15 protein-coding genes are annotated in these 16,725 nt (G+C 74.4%); 9 read left to right on the plus strand and 6 right to left on the minus strand.

Annotation, left to right across the window (positions count from 1 at the left end; all coding sequences use genetic code 11):
- Positions 1-25: 25 nt before the first annotated feature.
- The 3 genes from LCD35_RS00920 to LCD35_RS00930 are packed head-to-tail and all read right to left on the minus strand — an operon-like array spanning position 26 to position 1,967.
- Positions 26-631: a class I SAM-dependent methyltransferase gene (locus LCD35_RS00920; protein WP_224957303.1), complete on the minus strand. Its 606-nt coding sequence runs from the start codon at positions 629-631 to the stop codon at positions 26-28.
- Positions 628-1,308, minus strand: a complete 681-nt coding sequence (locus LCD35_RS00925) for a DUF2064 domain-containing protein (protein WP_225043579.1) — start codon at positions 1,306-1,308, stop codon at positions 628-630. Before LCD35_RS00925 ends, LCD35_RS00920 begins: the two co-directional genes overlap by 4 nt.
- Entirely contained in the window at positions 1,305-1,967 is a 663-nt protein-coding gene (locus tag LCD35_RS00930; RefSeq protein ID WP_224965884.1) for a glycosyltransferase family 2 protein, read from the minus strand. The genes LCD35_RS00925 and LCD35_RS00930 overlap by 4 nt, the downstream gene beginning before the upstream one ends.
- 209 nt (positions 1,968-2,176) lie before the next feature.
- On the opposite strand from LCD35_RS00930, the gene LCD35_RS00935 reads away from it, so the two are divergent.
- The 3 genes from LCD35_RS00935 to LCD35_RS00945 are packed head-to-tail and all read left to right on the plus strand — an operon-like array spanning position 2,177 to position 7,056.
- Positions 2,177-3,424: a molybdopterin-dependent oxidoreductase gene (locus LCD35_RS00935; RefSeq protein ID WP_224957307.1), complete on the plus strand. Its 1,248-nt coding sequence runs from the start codon at positions 2,177-2,179 to the stop codon at positions 3,422-3,424.
- Positions 3,425-3,427: 3 nt separating this feature from the next.
- The gene (locus LCD35_RS00940; protein WP_224957309.1) at positions 3,428-3,928 is read left to right on the plus strand and encodes a hypothetical protein; all 501 of its coding nucleotides are present in this window, start codon (positions 3,428-3,430) and stop codon (positions 3,926-3,928) included.
- Positions 3,925-7,056, plus strand: coding sequence for an arabinosyltransferase domain-containing protein (locus LCD35_RS00945; RefSeq protein WP_224957311.1), 3,132 nt, complete (start codon positions 3,925-3,927; stop codon positions 7,054-7,056). The genes LCD35_RS00940 and LCD35_RS00945 overlap by 4 nt, the downstream gene beginning before the upstream one ends.
- Before the next feature lie 172 nt (positions 7,057-7,228).
- Here the strand turns inward: LCD35_RS00945 and LCD35_RS00950 are convergent, their stop codons facing one another.
- The gene (locus LCD35_RS00950; RefSeq protein WP_224965885.1) at positions 7,229-8,704 is read right to left on the minus strand and encodes a DHA2 family efflux MFS transporter permease subunit; all 1,476 of its coding nucleotides are present in this window, start codon (positions 8,702-8,704) and stop codon (positions 7,229-7,231) included.
- Between the two features lie 336 nt (positions 8,705-9,040).
- Here LCD35_RS00950 and LCD35_RS00955 point away from each other — a divergent pair, with 336 nt between their 5' ends.
- From LCD35_RS00955 to LCD35_RS00975, 5 genes are all read left to right on the plus strand, one after another.
- On the plus strand, positions 9,041-9,592 hold the full coding sequence (locus LCD35_RS00955; RefSeq protein ID WP_225043580.1) for a TetR/AcrR family transcriptional regulator: 552 nt from the start codon (positions 9,041-9,043) through the stop codon (positions 9,590-9,592).
- A gap of 28 nt (positions 9,593-9,620) precedes the next feature.
- On the plus strand, positions 9,621-10,724 hold the full coding sequence (locus tag LCD35_RS00960; protein ID WP_224965886.1) for a mandelate racemase/muconate lactonizing enzyme family protein: 1,104 nt from the start codon (positions 9,621-9,623) through the stop codon (positions 10,722-10,724).
- 231 nt (positions 10,725-10,955) lie between these two features.
- Positions 10,956-11,690: an SDR family NAD(P)-dependent oxidoreductase gene (locus tag LCD35_RS00965; protein ID WP_224957317.1), complete on the plus strand. Its 735-nt coding sequence runs from the start codon at positions 10,956-10,958 to the stop codon at positions 11,688-11,690.
- Positions 11,687-12,421, plus strand: coding sequence for an SDR family NAD(P)-dependent oxidoreductase (locus LCD35_RS00970; protein WP_224957318.1), 735 nt, complete (start codon positions 11,687-11,689; stop codon positions 12,419-12,421). Before LCD35_RS00965 ends, LCD35_RS00970 begins: the two co-directional genes overlap by 4 nt.
- 85 nt (positions 12,422-12,506) lie before the next feature.
- Positions 12,507-12,881, plus strand: a complete 375-nt coding sequence (locus LCD35_RS00975; protein WP_224957319.1) for an MmcQ/YjbR family DNA-binding protein — start codon at positions 12,507-12,509, stop codon at positions 12,879-12,881.
- Positions 12,882-12,953: 72 nt separating this feature from the next.
- On the opposite strand, the gene LCD35_RS00980 is transcribed toward LCD35_RS00975, so the two are convergent.
- Complete coding sequence (locus LCD35_RS00980; protein ID WP_224957320.1) at positions 12,954-14,183, minus strand: MFS transporter; 1,230 nt, start codon at positions 14,181-14,183, stop codon at positions 12,954-12,956.
- A gap of 230 nt (positions 14,184-14,413) precedes the next feature.
- Positions 14,414-15,130, minus strand: a complete 717-nt coding sequence (locus LCD35_RS00985; protein WP_224957321.1) for a FadR/GntR family transcriptional regulator — start codon at positions 15,128-15,130, stop codon at positions 14,414-14,416.
- A 172-nt stretch (positions 15,131-15,302) separates the two neighbouring features.
- Here LCD35_RS00985 and LCD35_RS00990 point away from each other — a divergent pair, with 172 nt between their 5' ends.
- Positions 15,303-16,592: a cellulase family glycosylhydrolase gene (locus LCD35_RS00990; RefSeq protein ID WP_308016862.1), complete on the plus strand. Its 1,290-nt coding sequence runs from the start codon at positions 15,303-15,305 to the stop codon at positions 16,590-16,592.
- Positions 16,593-16,725 lie beyond the last annotated feature (133 nt).

Raw genomic sequence — 16,725 nt, forward strand, 5'->3', positions numbered from 1 at the left:
CCGGTCCTCCGGGCGTCCCCGGAGATCACTGCCGCACCAGCTCGGCGAGCCTGCGCCGCCCGAGGCGGGCGTGCCACCGCACTCGCAGCCGCGCCGCGGCCGCGAGCCCGTGCAGCGCGTCGACGCCGACCCGCGCCCACGGGAACCAGCTGCCGCCGGGCACCCGGGCCCGTCCCGCGCACAGCCCCACGCCGGGCGGGTGCGCTTCGACGAGCACGCTGCCGGTGCCGGTGATCAGTTCGGTGGCGCGGCGCAGCAGGGCGCGCGGATCGCCGCCGATGCCGAGGTTGCCGTCGAGCAGCAGCACGTGCTCCCAGCGGCCTTCGCCGGGCAGCGGGCCGAACACGTCGCCGTGGAACGCGTGCGCGCCGCGCAGCATGGTCCGGCACACGGCGTCGGCGGAGACGTCGACGCCCAGCGCGGTGCGCCCGCGCCGCACCAGCCCGCCGGTCATCCGGCCGGGTCCGCAGCCGACGTCCAGCGTCGCGCCGCGACATCGGCGCAGGACCAGTTCGTCGGCCGCTCCCGGTTCGTCCGACCACCGCCGCGGGTGCAGCAGTTCGGGCGGGCCCGGGTCCATCTCCAGCCAGCAGGTGTCGGCGCCGTACACCGGGTCGAACGCGGCCGTCACCGCTCGCGCTCCACCGGCACGGCGGCGCCGGCCGCGGCGAACCGGGAGGCGGGAATGGCCGCGGCGACCGAGGTGGCATCGGACATGGTGTCCACATCGGACATCGCGGGCAGCGGTTCGACGCGCAGCCCGCGGTCCCGCAACGCCGCCAGCGTGCGCGAGCCGGTCTCTCCGGTGGACATCGGCACGTCCCGCAGCGCCGCCGCGTGCTCCGCGCGGCGCACGCCCAGCGCCCACCAGCCGCCGTCCGCCGCCGCACCGAGCACGGCGTCCGGCGGTGCGGAGCCGCCGAGCCGGTCCAGGGACCGGGTGAGCAGCCGCGGGGTGAGCTGCGGGGTGTCCATCCCGATCTGCAGGATCGGCTCGCCCGGGTGCAGCGCCCCGGTGTCCGCGTGCGCGGCGACGAGCCGCTCGGCGAACCCGTCGCCGCGCTGCTCGACGACCCGCACCCGCGCCAGCGCGGCCCGGACCTCGTCGCGCCGGGCCGCCGCCGCGGTCTCCCCGGTCCAGGCGACCACCGTCGGCAGACCGGTTCCGGCCGCCGCGTCGAGGGTGTCCAGCAGCCCGGCCGCCGCGATCGCCGCCGCCTGCTCCGCCGAGGCCGGTGGGCTGAGCCGGGTCTTCGCGCGCCGCGGCACCGGTGCTTTCGCGACGACGAGCAGCACGCCGCGGCTCATCGCAGCACCCGGGCCATGTCGCGCACCGCCCGCGCGGTGCCGCGCACCGAACCGGTCACCTTGGAGCGGGTTCCGGCGGCGCGCGGGTAGTAGTCGACCGGGACCTCCTCGACCCGCCAGTCGGCCCGGGCGGCGCGGACCAGCAGCTCCAGCGGATAGCCGAAACCGCGGTCGGTGACGCCCAGGTCCAGCAGCCGATCGCGCCAGGCCACGCGCAGCGGCGCGAGATCGCGCACCGGCAGCCCCTGCCTGCGCAGCATCCCGGCGAGCGCCGCGTTGCCCAGCCGCGCGTGCCACGGGAACGCGCCGCGCTCGGCCGCGACCCGGCGGCCCACCACCAGGTCCGCGTCCCCGCGCAGCAGCAGCTCCACCAGCCGCGGCAGCTCGTCCAGGCGCATCGAACCGTCGGCGTCCACGAAGACGACGACCTCGGCCCCGGAGTGCTCCAGCCCGGCGTGCACGGCGGCGCCGTACCCGGGTCGCGCCTCGGAGATCACGGTGGCGCCGTGCTCGGCGGCGACCGCCGCGGTGGCGTCGGCGGAGCCGTTGTCCACCACGAGCGCTCGGTAGCCGTGCGCGGCGGGCAGGCCGGCGAGCACTCCGGGGAGCGCGGCCTCCTCGTCCCGGCACGGCAGGATCACATCGACGCTGACCGTCATTCCACCGTCCTCGACTGCGGTCCCCGGCGTGGGGGACGTGTTACGTTGGCGAAGCTCCGGCACCGGAATTCCCACTGCTCATTGCCTTTTCCCACGGGTATTCGGTGCCACCCGGCGGGCGGATTGGTCCCGGTTCCACTTTTTTCCGGTGGGGCCCGCGAGACCGCCGTCCTCGGGGCACCGCGGGAGACGTGGTGAGGAGTTCCGCAGTGCGCTTCGGACGGCGGCTCGACGACGGGTCGAGCAGGTGGGAGCGGTTCCGGCCGCCCGGGTTCGGGCGTTCCCGGACGTGGCGCAGCCCGCTGCGCGGCATCCGGCTGACCTCGGTGCTCGGGATGGTGCTGCTGGTCGCGCTGCCGATCGTCGTCCTCACCGGCCTGCTGTCCTACGTCGCCTACGGTCCTCGGTTCGGGCAGGCGATGCCCGCGGAGACCGGGTGGTTGCGGCTGCCGCTGTTCGACTGGCCGACCCGCCCGGCCTGGCTGTACCGGTTGAACCAGGGCGTGCACGTGCTGCTCGGACTGGTGCTGGTGCCGGTGGTGCTGGCGAAGCTGTGGTCGGTGATCCCGAAGCTGTTCGCCTGGCCGCCGGTGACCTCGCCGGCGCGGGCGCTGGAGCGGCTGTCGTTGCTGCTGCTGGTGGGCAGCGTGCTGTTCGAGCTGGGCACCGGCGTGCTGAACGTGCAGTACTACTACGCGTTCCCGTTCAGCTTCTACACCGCGCACTACTGGGGCGCCTGGGTGTTCATCGGGTCCTTCGCCGCGCACGTCGCGCTGAAGCTGCCCGCCGCTGTGCGGGCGCTGCGCCACCGAGGCGGGCACGACGACCTGGCGCCGGTGCGGCCCGCGGCGGCCACGATGAGCAGGCGCGGTTTCCTGGCCGTCGTCGCGGGCGGTTCCGCGCTGATCGGGCTGCTCACCGCCGGGCAGACCTTCGACGGCGCGCGGCGCACCGCGCTGCTGTCGCCGCGCTACCGGGACGGGCCGGGCCCGAACGGGTTCCAGGTGAACCGCACGGCCGCCGCCGCGGGCATCGCCGCCGCGAGCACCGGGTCGCGGTGGCGGCTGCGGCTGCTCGGCGGTGCCGAACCGGTCGAGCTGGACCGCGCCCGGCTGCTCGCGCTGCCGCAGCGCACCGCCGAACTGCCCATCGCCTGCGTCGAGGGCTGGTCGACCACCCAGCGCTGGACCGGGGTGCCGCTGGCCGAGCTCGCCCGGTTCGCCGGGGTGCCCGAACCCGCCTCGGCGCACGTGCGCTCCCTGGAGACCGGGGGTGCGTTCGCCGCCGCGACCCTGCACGCCGGGCAGGTGCTCGACCCGGACGCGCTGCTCGCGCTGCGCGTCAACGGGGTGGACCTGAGCCCGGACCACGGGTTCCCGGCGCGGGTGATCGTGCCCGCGCTGCCCGGGGTGCTCAACACCAAGTGGGTGGCGTCGATCTCGTTCCGGAGGAGGTGAACCGTGCGCCGCGTGACCCGCCTGCTCGGCACCGACCCGTTCCGGTTCTCGGTGCTGCTGGGCAGCTTCGCGCTCACCTGGTACGCCTTCCGGCTGCTGGGCGACGAGCCGGAAGTGCCGTCGGTGCTGCTGTGGTTCGTCGCCGCCGCCGTCGCGCACGACGCGGTGCTGCTGCCGCTGTACGCGCTCGGCGACCGGGCGCTGACCGGGGCGTTCCGGGGAACGCACCCGGCCGGGGTGAACCACGTCCGGCTGCCCGCGCTGGGCAGCGGCCTGCTGTTCCTGGTGTTCTGCCCGGGGATCCTCGGGCTCGGCGCCGCCGACCGCGCGGCGGCGACGGGCCAGGACCTGGAGCCCTACCTGGGCAACTGGCTGCTGGTGACGGCGGTCCTGTTCGGCCTCAGCCTCGGCTGGTGGGTCGTGCGGCTGCTGTCCAGGGCAGTCCGGGGCCGTGGTGGCTCCGAACGGGAGAACGCAACCGATCCCGCAGGAAGGACGTCGTGACCGCCACCGGGGAAGAGCGCCGGGTTCCCGCGCTCACCAAGATCGCCCTGCTCGTCGGGGGGCTCGGCGTGCTCGCCGCGCTCGCGCTCCCGTTCGCGCCGGTCGCCACCGAGCGCACCACCGTGGACTGGCCGCAGGCCGGGCGGCCCGTGGAGTCGACCACCGCGTTCTTCGTGCCGTACCGGCCGGAGCACGTGCGGGTCGAGGTCCCGTGCTCGGCGGTGCGGGCCGGGCTCGCGCGCGGGACCGCCACCACGTTGGTGAGCAGCGCGCTGCCCGGCAGGCCGACCGAGGGATTCGCGGTGTCCGCCGCGGACGGATCGGTGCTGGTGCTCGTCGGTGGCGAGCAGGTCCACCGCGGGCCGGTGCCGGCGGGCGACTGCGGGCTGACCCTCGACGCCGGTGCGGACGGCGGCGTGCTGCGCCTCGGCGCGGAGACGATCGACCTGCCCGGCGCGCAGGTCCGCGAGGTGTTCGCCTTCGCCACCGACCTGGACCCGGCGGCGGCGGCCGGGACGCGGGTGACCGCGCGCACCGCGGACTGGTTCCAGAGCACGCCGAGCGCGGGGAAGATCGTGCTGATCGGGGTGGCGGTCGCGGCGATGATCACGTCGCTGGCGCTGCTCGTGGTGGGGGACCGGCGGGGTGCCCGACGGAGCGGAGCCGGTCCGCCCGGCGGCGGCTCGGACGGGGGTTCCGCGTCGGACGAATCCACCGCGGACCGAGCTGCGACGGGTGGAGGACGCCCGGCCCGCCGGTCGCTCCTGCTCATCGACCTCGCCCTGCTCGTGGTCTTCGCGGCCTGGCTGGTGCTCGGCCCGTTGAGCCCCGACGACTCGTTCACCGAAGGCATCGTGCGCAACGCGCTGATCACCGGCGACTTCACCAACTACTACCGGTGGGAGAACTCCTCCGAAGCGCCGTTCACCCTGGTGCTGAACCTGATCAGCCCGTTGGTGGCGCTGCACGCCCCGCCGCTGCTGCTGCGGGTGCCGAGCGTGGTCGCCGGGCTGCTCACCTGGCTGCTGCTCAGCCGCGGGGTGCTCCCGGTGGTGCTGCCCGCGCACGCGCGGCACCTCGGCACCCGGGTGCTGCTGGCGGTGGCGCTGCTGGTGTGGTGGCTGCCGTTCGACCTCGGGGTGCGGCCGGAACCGTTCGTCGCGCTGGGCACTACCGCGGTGCTGACCTGCGTGCTGCGCGCCACCGCCGGGCCGGGCGGGGCGAGCGTGCTGCTGCTCGGGCTCGGCGCGCTGGCCGGCGGGTTCACCGTCGCCGTCAACCCGGTGGGGGTGACCGCGGTGGCACCGGTGCTGCTGCTGGCGCCGCGGATCCTGCGCGGGCTGCGGGCGCGGGGTGAGCCGCCGTGGGGCTGGTGCGCGGTGGGCGGCTGCCTCGCCGCGGTGGCGCTGGTGGCGATGTTCGCCGACCAGTCGTGGTTCGGGGTGCGGCAGGCGACCGCGCTGCACCGGTTCTACGGGCCGGACGTCGGCTGGTTCCAGGAGATCCGCCGGTACCAGTACCTGCTCGGCTTCGGCGACTACCAGGGCGGGCTGGCGCGGCGGCTGCCGGTGCTGCTCACGATCGCCGTGGCGGGCTGCGCCACGCTGCTGGTGGTGCGCGGGGCCCGCCGGTTGCCGGGGATGCGGCTGGTGCCGCTGCCGCTGGGCTGCCTCGGCATCGGGTTGGCGTTGCTGTGGCTGACGCCGTCGAAGTGGACGCACTACTTCGGCGCGCTCGCCGGGTTCGGCGCCATCGCGCTCACCGCGGGGGTCGTGCTGCTCGGCGCGGGCGCGCGGGAGTGGTCGGCGCGGCGGGAGGTCCTGCTGGTCGGCGGGGTCGGCACCGTCGCCGCGATCGCGGCCGCGTGCCTGGCGTTCGCAGGCACCAACACCTACTTCCTGCACTCGCACTTCGGGGTGCCGCGCGACGAGCTGCCGATGCGGCCGTTGAACGGCCCGCTGCCGTGGGTGCTGCTGGTCGCCGTGCTGCTGGGGTGCGCGCTGCTGCCGCGCTTCGGCGGCCGGGACGCGGCGCGCCGGATGCTCGCCCGGATGCCCGCGGTGGTGGCGACCGCAGCGGCCGGGGCGGGCGTGCTGGTGCTGCTGGTGTCGTTCGCGGTGGCGCCGATCGCGCGCGCGGGCGGACACTCGGTCGGCGGGCAGCTGCTGGGCGAGCCGTCCGGGGGCGGCTGCGGCATCGTCGACGACGTCGTGATCAACGCGGATGCGCCGGGTGGCGTGCTGGCGCGCGCGGAGGGCGACGATGAGCTCACCGGCTTCACCGGCGGTGGCAGCCCCGCGCCCGCGGGCGCGGGACCGCAGCGGTGGACGAGCCTGACCGGCGGGGCGATCAGCACCGGTTCGCTGCGCAGCGGGTGGTTCGCCGCCCCGCGGCTCGGCCCGGACCAGCGGATCGCGGTGTCCGCGGCCGGGCGCACCGGGGACGGCGACCGGCTCGCCCTGGAATTCGCCCGCTCCACCCCCGACGGCGAGCCGCGGCCGCTCGGCACCCGCGTCCTCGACGACTCCGGCGACGAGCGGGACGCGCGCCCGATATACCCGGCGGACCGGCAGATCGAGCAGCGCCCGCAGGTGCACCCCGGCTGGCGGACGCTCATCGCCGAGGACGTCCCGCCCGGCGCCGACCGGGTCCGCGTCGTCGCCGCGGACGGCACCACCGACCGGGACGGCTGGCTCGCCGTGACCGGGCCGCGCGTGCTGGACGTGGTCCCGCTGCGCGCCCTGCTCGCCGGCCGCCCGGACGTGTACGTGGACTGGTCGATGACCTGGGTGGCGCCGTGCCTGCGGGACGTGCCGCGCGTCGGCGGCGGGCTCGCGCAGGCGCCGACCGCGTTGCTGAACCCCCCGGTGTCGCTCGGCTTCGACGGGACCGCCGCGTACGACCGGGACATCGGCGGCAGCTTCGCCGGGGTGGACGAGGTCGGCCGCCGCACCCCGATCCCCACCGAACCGCTCGGGCCGCGCGATCCGCGCTACCGGGACTGGGGGCAGGTCGCCACGGTCACGTACCCGATCGCCCGGGACGCCTACGACACCCGCACCACCTGGGAGATCCGCTGGGGTTGGCAGGGCGCGGGCTTCACCACCGGACCGCTCAGCGCGCGGTGAGTCCCGGCGCGCGGGCCCACCGCCGCGGAGCGGCCCGGCCGCCATCAGGTGCGGGGTGAGCAGGACGGCGATCGACTCCACCGCGAGCCCCGCGCGGTGATCGAGGAGACCAGCAGGAGCACCGCCCACCAGCGGCTGGAGGTGCCGCCGCGGTGCGGCGATCGGCGCCGGGCTAGCCGGTGCGGTCCCGCGTGCCGCGCTCGTCGGCGGCGCGTTCGGGGGTCTCGGCGGGCCGCTGGGAGCGGAGCAGCGCGGTGCCCGCGAGGACCAGCGTGGACAGCGCGGCGGCGACGACGAAGGCCGCCCGGACGCCCGCCTCGTCCGGCTGGCCGGGGCGCGCCGACCACAGCGTCATCACCGTCACGAACAGCGCGGTCCCCGCGGCCGCGGCGAGCTGCTGGCAGGTGGTCAGGATGGCGCTGCCGTGCGAGTGCAGGGAGCGGGGCAGCGCGCTGAGCGCATCGGTCACCAGCGGCGTGAAGTTCAGCGCCAGCCCGACCGACATCAGCACGTGCAGCAGCACCACCAGCCAGACCGGGCTGTCGCCGCCGAGCGCCGCGAACGCCCACAGGCTCAGGCACAGCAGCACCGACGCGGGCACCACCAGCGCCCGCACCCCGAACCGGTCGTAGGCGCGCCCCACCGGTGGCCCGAGCAGCCCCATCACCACCCCACCGGGCAGCACGACCAGTCCCGCGACGAGCGAATCGCGGCCGAGGACCACCTGCACGTAGAACGGCAGCAGGATCACCGCGCTGAACAGCGCCATGTACCCGGCGACGCTGAGCACCAGCGGGACCGAGTAGTCCCGCACCCCGCACGCCCGCAGGTCCAGCAGCGCCCGCCCGGTGCGCTGCAACCGGACCTGCCGGACGACGAACACCACGACCAGCGCGGTGCCGAGCACGATCCACGGCCACGCCGGGCCCGAACCCGTGGAGTCCGATGTGGACGGATCGGTGGCGGCGGAGGCGGTCAGCCCGTACACGAGCGTGGAGAACGCGACGGCGGCCAGCAGCACCGAGACCACGTCCAGCCGCACCCGCGACGTGGTGTTCGCGATGTGCAGCGAGCGCAGCCCCGCGCCGAGCGCCAACAGCCCGATCGGCAGCACGAGCCAGAACATCCACCGCCAGCCCAGTGCGGACAGCACGATCCCGGCCGCGGCGGGTCCGACGGCGGGCGCCACGGCGAGCACGATCGACGTCGTGCCCATCACCTGGCCGCGGCGCGAGGTGGGGACGATCGCGAGGATGCTGGTCATCAGCAGCGGTACCATGATCGCCGTCCCGGAGGCCTGCACGACCCGGCCCGCGAGCAGCGGCGCGACCCCGGGCGCTCCGCCGCACAGCGCCGTCCCGGCGCTGAACAGGCCCATCGCCGCCGCGAAGGCCTGGCGGACGGTGCAGCGCTGCAGCAGGTACCCGGTGGTCGGCACGACCACCGCCATGGTGAGCAGGAAGCCGCTGGAGAGCCACTGCGCCGTGGCGATGCCGATGCGCAGGTCCGCGACCAGCGACGGCAGCCCCACGGCCATCACGGTCTCGTTCAGCACCATCACGAACGCCGAGCCGACCAGCAGTGCCAGTCCGAGCGCCGCCCCGTCCGGCAACCGCTCCACCGCCGCGGGATTCCTCCGGGTGACCAACCGAGCCTCCTGCCGCTGGACGACCGGGACGGCCATCGCGGGCCGCCAGGTTCTGGGGTTGCGCGAATTCGGTGGTGTCAGGGGATTCCGGCGCGGACGCGGGCGGACGCGTCGGCGGCCGGGCAGGGCGGCGGGCGCAGGTCCGGGCCGGCGGGGGATCGCGCACCGGGCATCGCACTCCGCCTCCCTCGCGCCGCGGGGCGTCACCGGCAGCGCCCCCGGAACCGGAACGATACGCAACTCGCCGCGGCCTGTGCAGAGGTTTCACCGAGCAGGGCGCGGCCGTGGTAGAACGATCGCTTTACAACGGTAGAGCGATCCTTCTACCATCGCCGCGTGGCCGATACCAAGCAGCGGATCGCGGGCGAGCTGGAGCGCAGCTTCGCGGAGAACGGCTTCGCCGAGCAGGGCGTGGAAGCCCTACGCGCGGAGGCCGACGTCTCGCTCCGCACTCTGTACAAGTACTTCCCGAGCCGCGAGGCGATGATCGTCGGCGCGCTGGAGCACCGGGATCGGGTGTACTTCGACTGGCTCGACGGCGGACCGGAGTCCGGCGTCGACCACGTGCTGCACCTGCTGGTCCGGCTCGGCGACTGGCTCGCCGAGGTCGCGAACACCGGTTGCCTGTTCATGAACGCCTTCGCCGAGCACCCGGACAGCGCGCCGATCGCCGCGGCCGTCCGGGAGCACAAGGACAAGCTCGCCGACGAGTTCCGCATCCGCCTGGAGCACGTCGCGCCGGACCAGGACACCGCCCACCTGGCCGAAACCCTGTTCCTGCTGCACGAGGGCATGACGCAGTCGGCCCGGTTGCAGGGCCGGGAGCGGGCCTGCGCGGCCGCGCTGCGCGCCGCCCGGGCCGCCCTGTCGGCCGAGAACGTCCGCTAGCACCGCGACATCGGATCGGAGTTTCCGCGTGGAGATCCGCGAAGTGCACGTCTACACCCACGACCTGCCGGTGCGGAACCCGCCGCGGGTCATGTCCAGCGGCACGGTGTGGTCGTTGGAGACCACGCTGGTGCGCCTCGTCGCCGAGGACGGCACCGAGGGGTGGGGCGAGACCTGCCCCGTCGGGCCCACCTACGCGGAGGCGCACGCCGCCGGGGCCCGCGCCGCGCTGGCGCAGCTCGCTCCCGGGCTGGTCGGGGCGGAGCCGTGGCCGGTGGCGCTGCACCGCACGATGGACGGCCTGCTCACCGGGCACCACTACGCGAAGGCGGCCGTGGACATCGCCGCGCACGACCTGATCGGGAAGCGGCTCGGCGTGCGGGTGGCCGAACTCCTGGGCGGGGGAGCGGTGGCTCGGGTGCCCACCTACTACTCGGCGGGCGTCGGCGATCCGGACGAGGTCGCCCGGATCGCGGCCGAGCGGGTCGCCGAGGGCTATCCGCGGCTGCAGGTGAAGCTCGGCGGCCGTCCCGTCGAGGTCGACATCGAAGCGGTGCGCAAGGTCTGGGAGGTCGTCCGCGGTTCGGGCGTGCGCCTGGCGGCCGACGGCAACCGGGGATGGAACACGCGCGACGTGCTGCGGCTCAGCCGCGAGTGCGCCGACGTCCCGCTCGTGCTGGAGCAGCCCTGCGACACCGTCGAAGAGCTGGCCCGCATCCGCCCGCAGGTGCAGCACCCGATCTACTTGGACGAGTCCGGTGTCAGCCTGAACGCCGCGATCTCCGCGGCCGGGACCGGGCTGGTGGACGGATTCGGGATGAAGGTGACCCGCATCGGCGGCCTCGCGCCGATGCGCGCGTTCCGCGACCTGTGCGCGGCGCGGCACCTGCCGCACAGCAGCGACGACGCGTGGGGCGGTGACGTGATCGCCGCCGCCTGCGTGCAGCTGGGCGCGACCGTCCGGCCGGACCTGAACGAGGGCGCGTGGATCGCGGCGCCCTACATCGACGGCCACTACGACCCGGCGGGCGGCATCCGCATCGACGACGGGCACATCGCGCTGCCCGAAGGGCCCGGGCTCGGCGTCACGCCGGACCGCGACCTCTTCGGCGATCCGGTCGCGAGCTTCTGAACCGCTGATCCCGCTCCTGCCGCATCGGGGCGGGGTGGCCGTCAGCTGCTTCCTCGCTGCGGAATCCTCCGCCGCGGGAGGGAACGCCGTCCGCACTAGGAACCAGCCGTGAACCCGCGGGTGGTCGGGCTGCGCGCGTGGTTCCCGTCAGCCGCGTCGCCGCTGGCGGGTGGAGGGATCGAGTCCGCTGCCCCGGGTCTCGGGCAGGTGGCGAATCACTAGGAGTGGAACATGAGGTTCTCCGGACGGAACGCGCTCGTGACCGGTGCGGCCGGTGGCATCGGCGCGGTGCTGGTGGAGCGGCTGCGCGCGGAAGGCGCGCGGGTCGCGGTGGCTGACCGGGACGTGAGCGGGATCGAGGCGGACGCCCACCTGCCGGGTGATCTGCTGGACCCGGCCTACGCCGACGGCCTGGCACCGGCGGCGCGGGAGGCGCTGGGCGGGCTGGACGTGCTCGTCAACAACGCGGGCGTCATCACCCGCGGGCCGGTCCCGGACACCTCCGACGCGGACTGGTCGCTGTCGGTCGGGGTGAACGTCGAGGCGCCGTTCCGCCTCTGCCGGGCCGCGATCCCGCTGATGGCGGCCGGTGGCGGCGGCGCGATCGTCAACGTGTCCTCCTGCTGGGGCGGCAAGGCGCCGGGGCCGAACCACGCCCTGTACTGCATGACGAAGGCGGCGATCGCCTCGCTCACCCAGTGCATGGGAATGGACCACGCGGAACAGGGCGTCCGCGTGAACGCGGTGTGCCCCAACGAGGTCAACACCCCGATGCTGCGCAGCGGTTTCGCCCGGCGCGGATTCGACCCGGACACCGCGGTGGCCGAGCTGGGCCGGACGGTGCCGCTCGGGCGGATCGCGGAACCGGCCGACATCGTGGACGTGGCGCTGTTCCTCGCTTCGGACGAAGCCCGCTACGTGTGCGGGGCACTGGTCGAGATCAACGGCGGGAAGGCGGTCGCATGAAGCGCTTCGACGGCAAGGTCGCGCTGGTCACGGGAGGGCGCGCGGGGATCGGCCGCGCCATCGCGCGGCGGCTGCGCGACGAGGGGGCCACCGTGTTCACCGCGCAGCGCGGCGCCGACGAGGAGTTCCGCTCGATCCCCTCGGACCTCGCCGATCCCGCCACTCCGGCGCGGATCGTCGGCGAGGTCGTGGACCGCGCCGGGAGGCTGGACGTCCTGGTGAACAACGCCGGGATGATGCAGGAATCGGCGGTGGAGGCGATGTCGCTCGACGACTGGCAGCGCAACCTCACCGTGAACCTGACCGCCCCGTTCCTCCTGATCAAGGAGGCGTTGCCGCACCTGCGCGCGACGCGGGGGAACATCGTCAACGTCGGGTCCGTCGAAGGACTCGGCGCGAACCCCGGGCACGCGGCCTACTGCGCGACGAAGGCCGGGCTGCACGGGCTGACCCGGGCGGTCGCGGTCGACCACGGGCCGGAGGGCATCCGGTGCAACGCGGTCGCGCCGGGCTGGATCGACACCGACCTCAACCTCGAATTCATCGACGCCACACCGGATCCGGCGGCCTTCCGCCGCGACATCGGCCGCATCCACCCGGTCGGCCGCACCGGCGCGCCGGAGGAGGTGGCCGCGCTGGTCGCCTTCCTCGCCGCGGAGGAGGCCGGGTTCATCACCGGCAACGTGTACGCGGTGGACGGGGGACGGATGGCGAAGCTGAGCCTGCCGTGAGGTGGCGCCGCTCCGGTGCTCCCGGTGACCGGGAGCGCCGGCGCGGAGGCTCACGCCGTCGGGGGTGCGGCCTACGGTGGGAGCCGTGACGCCCCACGAGTTGAAGGCCGCATGCCTGGCCATGCCCGGCGCGCGGGAGGAATTCCCGTTCGACGAGCGCAACAGCGTGTTCAAGGTCGCCGGGAAGCTCTTCGCGATCAGCCGCCTGGACGCCGAACCGCTGCGGGTCAGCCTCAAGTGCGAGCCGGACCTGGCGGTGCACCTGCGCACCAGCCACCCGGACGCGGTGCTGCCCGGCTACCACCTGAACAAGCGGCACTGGAACACCGTCGTCGTCAACGCCACCGTCCCGGACCAGCACGTCCGCGACCTGGTCGAGGACTCCTACGACCTGGTCGTCGCGGGTCTGCCGCGGCGGGAGCGGGAGAAGCTGCGCTGGTCGGCGTTGCGCCACGGCTGACGCCCGGCCACTGCCCGCGCCGGGTCCCGTGCCGTCCTCGCCGCGGGGGAACCGGCCGACCGGCTTCGGTGCTCAGAGATGGCGGGGGCTCGCGGCGGCCCACGCGGTGACCAGCTGCACGGCTTGCAAGCCGAGGAGCACGAGCAGCGGTGCGGTCCAGCCGCCGCTGAGGTCGTGCACGGTGCCGAGCGCGGTGGGGCCGAAGGCCGCCAGCAGGTAGCCGAAGGACTGGGCCATGCCGGACAGCGCCGCGGCCTGCCCGTGGTGGCGGGTGCGGAGCCCGAACACCGACAGCGAGAACACGATCATCCCGCCGCCGGCGAGGCCGAGCAGCACGCTCCACAGCAGCGCCAGCGCCGGGACGAGCACCATGCCGCCGAGGCCGACGACGTTGATCAGCACGAGCCCGACGATCAGGCCCCGCTGGTCGCGCGCCCACCGGTGGATGATGGCGGCGGTGGCGAGGTTCCCGGCGATGCCGAAGAACTGCAGGACGCTCAGGTGCAGGCCCGCGGTCGCCGGCGCGGTGCCGTGCGCGGCTTCGACCTCCGGCCACCAGGTGATGATGCAGTAGTACAGCGCGCTCTGGGTGCCCATCGACACGGTGATCATCCAGGCGAGGCCGGACTTCCACGGTGAACGGTACTGCTCGGGATGCGCGTCGAGGGCCGCGGCGACCTCGTGCCGGGGACGGGTGGAGCGGCGCAGTTGCGGGCTGAACACGGCGAAGCCGATCAGCGCGAGGCCCGCCCAGATCCCGAACGAGACGCGCCAGCCGGAGTCCGAGACCCCGGCGAGCGGCACGGCGACCCCGGACGCGAGCGCCGCGAACGCGGACTGCGTCGCCGAGTAGGCCCCGGTGACCCGTCCGCCGTCCTGCGGGAAGTCCCGCTTGATCAGCGCGGGCAGCAGCACGTTGATGAGCGCGATGGCGAAGCCGAGGGCCAGCGTGCCGATCCACAGCGCGGGCTGCCACGGCGCGGAGCGGACGACGATGCCGACGGCGAGGATCGCCAGCGCCCCGCCGAGGGTGCGTTCGAGACCGAACCGGGCCGCCAGCGGCGGAGCGACGGGGGAGAACAGCGCGAAGCACAGCAGCGGCAGGCTCACCAGCGCGGACGCGACCGCGGAGGACAGGCCCAGGTCGGCGCGCACGTCCCCGACCAGCGGGCCGACGACGGTGAGACCGGCGCGCAGGTTCGCGCCGGTCAGCAGGATCCCGACCAGCACCAGGCCGGTCCGAAGTGGACGGTTCGTGGTGTCGCCGGTCGGTGCCGGGTGGGTCGTGCTGGTGGAGTTCACTTCGGCAGCCTTCGTCGAGCGTGGTTCTCGGTGAGCGCGCGAGCGGTGCGCGGTGATCGTCGCGGGTGCGGCCGGATCGGTGGTCCTCGCGCGGTGGCGCGGGCCTCGACGTCCGGCCGGTCGGCACGGGCGGAAGCGCCCGGCGTCAGCGGTGTTCCCCGCTCGGCGGGCCGAGCGACGGTCACCGGCAAATGTATGACAGCTGCACGAGCGTGCCAAGTTGACGTGCGTCACCCGTCGTCGGTGCCGCCGTCCTCCGCGCGCACGAAGGCCTCCCGCGCGTGCTGCAGCAGGCGGGTCGCCGCGTCGGCCGCCGCGTCCGGGTCCCGCTGCCGCAGCGCGCTCATCAACGCGTGGTGCTCGTCCTCGTCCTCCCACTCGCCGACGAGGAACCGCCGCCGCGCGCGCTCGGACAGCTCGCCGGGGGAGTACGTCGAAGCCCGGTCCACCCCGCGGTACATGTCGAGCAGCAGCGGGTTGCCGGAGGCGGCCACCAGGGCGTCGTGGAACCGGATGTCCCGCTCCAGGCGACCTCTCAAGTCGGTCGCCCCGTCCCGGTCGGCCAGCAGGACCGCCAGCTCGCCGAGCTCGTCGTCGGTGGCGCGGGCCGCGGCGAGCCGGGCGGCGTAGATCTCCAGCGCTTCGCGGACCTCGAAGACGGAGTCGACCGCGCGCGGCGAGATCTGCCGCCGCAGCACCGCGTCGAGCTCGCTGGCGGACCGCACGTAGGTGCCGTCGCCGGGCCGGGCTTCGAGCAGTCCGGCGTGGATCAGGCCGCGCAGCGCCTCGCGCACCGTGGCGCGGCTCGCTCCGAACGCCGCCACCAGGTCGTGTTCGCCCGGCAGCTTCGTGCCGACCGCCCACTCGCCCGAGGTGATCCGCTTCCGCACCTGGTCACCGATCTGCACCGACATCGGGACGTGACGCGTGGCGGGGCGGAACGACATCCCGCAACTGTAGGCCACCTGCTGCGACGGGCCCGGCCGAGAGGCCGCCGCGAACGGGAAAACCGTGGATTTCCCGATCATCCGGGTGCGGTGATCGCTGCGAGGATGGGTCGGCCACCGTCGATCTCCGGATCGACCGACTTCCGGGGAGCCGACCAGTGGAGATGTCCGCGTGATCGCCAGAGTCCTCGTCGCCGTGCTGGCAGCCTCGCTGCTGGTGCCCGCCACCGCGGCCGCGTCCGAGCGGGCCGACGCCTCCTGGACGGGGCCGCTGCACACCGAGGGCAGCCGCATCGTCGACGCCGACGGCAACGACTTCCAGCTGAAGTCCGGGAACTGGCACGGCGCCAGCGGCACCTGGAACGGCAGCGGGGACGTCGACGACCCCGCGAACCACCACGACGGCGAGCACTCCCACGGCATCCCGCTCGGCCTGGACCGCGCCTCGATGGACGACATCGTCGGCAGCTTCCACGAGCTCGGCATCAACAGCATCCGGCTGCCGTTCTCCAACGACATGATCGACGACGAGGCCACCGTGCCCGACGAGGCGGTCACCGCGAACCCGGAGCTGCGCGGCAAGACGCGGCTGGAGATCTACGACGCGGCCGTGCGCGCGCTGACCGGCAGCGGGCTCGCCGTGATCCTCAACAACCACACCGGCACCTCCCGCTGGTGCTGCGGCGTCGACGGCAACGAGCGGTGGAACAGCAGCCAGAGCGACCAGGAGTGGGAGGACGACTGGGCGTTCATGGCCGCGCGCTACGCCGACAACGAGCGGGTGGTCGGCGCCGACCTCTACAACGAGGTGCGCCGGGACGTCTTCGACGACCCGAACTGGGGTCTCGGCGACGAGCACGACTGGTTCGCCGCCTCGCAGCGCGCCGGGGACCGGATCCTCAACGAGGCCAACCCGAACCTGCTCATCATCATCGAGGGCATCAACTGGACCGGGCTCCCGGTGGAAGGCCTGCCGCACGAACGGCCCACCCTGGAACCGGTGCGCGAACTGCCGCAGCAGCTGGTGAAGCCGGACAAGCTCGTCTACTCGGCGCACTTCTACGGCTACACCGGGCCGAACCACAGCGGCGCCACCGGCACCGGCGAGACGCACGACCCGCGCTACCAGGACATGTCGCGCGAGGAGCTCTACGACGTGCTGCGCAGGCAGGCGTTCTTCGTCACCGAGGACGGCAAGCCCTACACCGCGCCGCTGTGGATCAGCGAGTTCGGAGTCGGTCGCGGTGAGCAGGACGCGAAGGCCCGCGAGTGGTTCGAGAACTTCACCGACTTCCTGGTGGCCGAGCACGCGAACTTCGCCTACTGGCCGCTGGTCGGCTGGCAGGAGGGCGGCGAGTCCGACGGCTGGGGCCTGGTGCAGTGGGATTCGGCCGGTGACCGGATCTCCGTCGACGACGGCGACTGGCGGGCCGATACCTGGCACCGCCTGACCGCCGGCTGAGTTCTTCCTCGCACGTCGGGGTTCGGTTGATCTGTGGTCGGGTGGCGGAACCTCAGCCGCGGGGGGGGGGGGGGGGGGGTTTTGGGGGGGGGGGGGGGCCCCCGGGGGAAAAAAGGGGGGCACAGGAAAGCGG

The organism is Saccharopolyspora sp. 6V (assembly GCF_020176785.1).
GTDB lineage: Bacteria > Actinomycetota > Actinomycetes > Mycobacteriales > Pseudonocardiaceae > Saccharopolyspora_C > Saccharopolyspora_C gregorii.